This is a genomic window from Caenimonas koreensis DSM 17982 (assembly GCF_009646335.1).
Classification (GTDB): Bacteria; Pseudomonadota; Gammaproteobacteria; order Burkholderiales; family Burkholderiaceae_C; genus Ramlibacter; species Ramlibacter koreensis.
The window spans coordinates 1-3,215 of sequence record NZ_WJBU01000036.1 but is presented as its reverse complement, the minus strand read 5'-3'; the positions used below and the strand labels follow the sequence as shown (position 1 = coordinate 3,215).

The window sequence follows — 3,215 nt, the reverse complement described above, 5'->3', positions numbered from 1 at the left end:
TGCGGGACAGGGGGTCTCCTCGTTTTCAGTGCAATAAGTGACGGTACGAAAAGCTAGCACTGGCGCGGAGGTGGTGTTGGTAGATCGTTGATTTCATTGACTTTCCTGTTCACTTTCAAATCTGCGATTCGTGGCGTCAAACCGTGGTCGGTTTCATCCATTGGTGCCAGTTATCGATGCATTTGGCCGCGAAGGCAGGATTTGGTCAGCATAGCGGTCAACCGGGAAGCGAAACACACCCCGCAAGTTGATGCTCTCCAGCCTGGTGGGCGCAATCTTCCCGATCAGTTCCGGTGGAATGACCTGGCGGCGGTTCGACCAGCGATCCAGGACCGCCTGCATCTGTGAGGTATTCCACGCCATCACGATGTTGGCCATCAGGCTCAACGCATCGGCCACAGCCTGCATTTCATCGACACGTTTGGCCTGCGCCGGGCTGATCCGGCCGGTATAAATGGCGCGCTTGAGGGCGTTAACAGCCTCGCCCCGATTGAGCACCCGGCGCAACTCGTTCCTGAAAGCGTCCTTGACAAAGTAGTCAGCCAAAAACGCCGTACGCAGCAACCGCCCCAATTGCACGCCAGCCTCATAGATTGGATCGCCCTGGGCGGCAGAACCGAACCGCGCAAGAGCTGCCACCGCACTGGCATGTCCGCTCATGACCGAGGCTGCCAGGTGCACCAGACTATCCCAATGCTTTTCGATCAAAGCGACGTCGACATTGGCTTCGCACACCGCAGCGATTTCTGCGGGCACTTTGGTGCCGCGTGGCACAAAGAGGTGGCGCTGTTTGAGTTCCTTCAACCGCGGGCAAAGATCAAAACCAAGCAAACGGGCATGTGACATGGCAAAGTCGGTGTAGCCATGGGTATCCACAGCAAGCTGGCTGGTCTCCAGCTTTTCTTGGCGGATGACACCTTCAATGGCCACGCCCGCCTGGCGCTCATTGAGCACAAAGGGCTGCGCATGGAAGATGCCCCACCGGTCTTTTACATGGGAGTAGATTCCAATGGAAGGTGTGTTGCGCCGAGGATCAAGCCGGGCTTGCCACACCCGTTTGGTGGTCTCCATGCTCATCATGTCAGAAGATGCCAAATCGGACCGCCCCCAGGTGGCGGCAATCGGGTGTCGCTGCATGAATTCCAGCACAGCCTGGCAGGCCTGGCTCAGACGCCGTTCGTCCCGCGCCCAGCGCATGGCCTGGCGAATGCTGGTGGCAGACAATTGCGGAATCATGCGCGCGCATTCGACCGCAGTCAGACTGGTGCCGTGGGCCATGATGCCGGCATAGACCATCAGCAGCTCGTCGGTAGAGCGCGGCTCACGTCCGAGCATGATCCAGCTAAAGCGCACCTGGGCGTCAACGGCCAGAATCACTTCCGGCAATTGAACCTCACCGATGCGGTGATCCAAAGCCGCGCGCAGCTTGGTCACTTCTGGGTCTTCGTCCTCTGCGGGCAATGGCGACAAATGGAGTTCATCATCCACGCGCAGTACGCCACTGCGGGCTGCAGCGGCCACCGCATCGACACCGGCAGTTACTCTGGCCAGCAAAGGCTTCAAGAAAGTGGCAGCCTTGCTGGGTAACGATAGACGGGCATAGTGTTTCTTGGACTCTGCCTGCCAACGCTCGTCCGTGAAGAACAAGCGCGCACGACCCCGAAAGCTCAGGCTGTGCTCAATCCAGACCGAGCCATTGCGCACCGCGCGGCGCAGGGCAAACAGGGTGGCCACCTCCAACGCCTGAAACGCCCGTTCCCGGTCTGGGCTGGAGATCGAAACCTGCCAGATCATTCCCAGACTTGGTGCCACCACTTCAACTGGCAGCTTTCTGGATCCTTTGAGATATAAAGCTTGCAGCTTGGCAAGGTACTCGATGGCAGGATGCTCGCCGGTGGCCTGCCAGGGCAGCTTTGCAATGGCGACGAGCAACGACCGCACGGGGCGAATTCCATCAATCAATCCCTCGCGGACCAGGGAGGCCCTGCTCGGTGGTTTGCGTTTCTGGGTTTCGGTGATCAAGGCTTCAAGACGGGCACGCAACTCAGCATCTGGCACCGCACCTTGCGCGCTCAAGGCAACAAGTTCGCCGAGCAGCGTTTTGTACATTGCGGCCCAATTGACGGTAGCGGGGACATCGGCGGCAGCCTGACGCCACAGATCGGCGATCCGGCGCTGCACCATAAGGATCAACTGGTCTGTGGTGGTGAACAGGCAATACCGAAGAAAGCATGCGACCTCCACGGTGCGCGCTGGCTCTTTGATCTTGGCTCCGGCTGAGGGCGGCCTGGAGACAAGTCGGCGCGCGTAGCGGCGCAAGATGAGATCGGGGATGTCTGCCAGGTGCTTATGAACGTCCAGCGTGTAAAGCAGGTCGATGCGCTCCAGTACCTCGCTGATTTGGCGGGTTGAGTGTTTCGCCGGTGCAGCCCATAGCCAACTCTGCTGGGTTTGTCCATCTGGGCGCAGCTCTGAAACTGAGGCTCGCCAGCGATCAAGTGTTGCTGGATCAACGCTGGCGGCGATGGCGGTGCCTGTTTCAACTTCAAGCTGGGCAAGTGCCGCCGCAATCAGTGTCCGAATTGCCCGCTCGTGCACGATCACCAGCTTGTTCTTGTACAGCCATTGACGCGCCCGCACGAGTAGCTGATCGCGGTCGGCGCAGCGCGCCACTTCGTCGCGCAGTTCACGTACCAGTGAGCGGCGCTGGTGCTCGCTCATCCACTGGAATCCAAGGACCGTGCAGGCTACTTGTTGGTGATCGAATAGCGTGCGCCCGCGTTCATACATGGCTCTCAGCGAGGCGACTTCTGGTGCTGCAATGCCAAGCTCGTTGCCAAGGTGGCGCCACAAGGCTACTGGAATTACCCGAAAGGCACCGAGCAAACGCCCACTCATGCGCAGGAAACCAATATGGAGCGCCAGACCAAGCTTGTGGGAATCACCTCGGCGTGCATTGATTGCGTCGCGCTCGGCACCATCGAAGGTGAAAAATGCCTTCATCTCGAAGTCGCTGATATCGCGGGGGAGCCCACGCATCCCCAAAAACGTTGTGTGCCAACCCTGCATCGTGAACCTCAAAAGTGGGAGGCCACCATACCCGTTTACAAAGCGAACAGGAAAGTCAATGAAATCAACGGTCTACCCAGACCACCCCCGCGCCAGTGCTAGCTTTGCGTACCGTCACTTATTGCACTGAAAACGAGGAGACCCCG

General features: G+C 59.0%; 1 protein-coding gene. It reads right to left on the bottom strand.

What is annotated here, in order from left to right:
• Positions 1-153: 153 nt before the first annotated feature.
• Positions 154-3,069 (bottom strand): Tn3-like element IS1071 family transposase, encoded by a 2,916-nt coding sequence (locus GHT07_RS21190; RefSeq protein WP_003049965.1) that lies wholly within the window; start codon positions 3,067-3,069, stop codon positions 154-156.
• Positions 3,070-3,215: the final 146 nt, after the last annotated feature.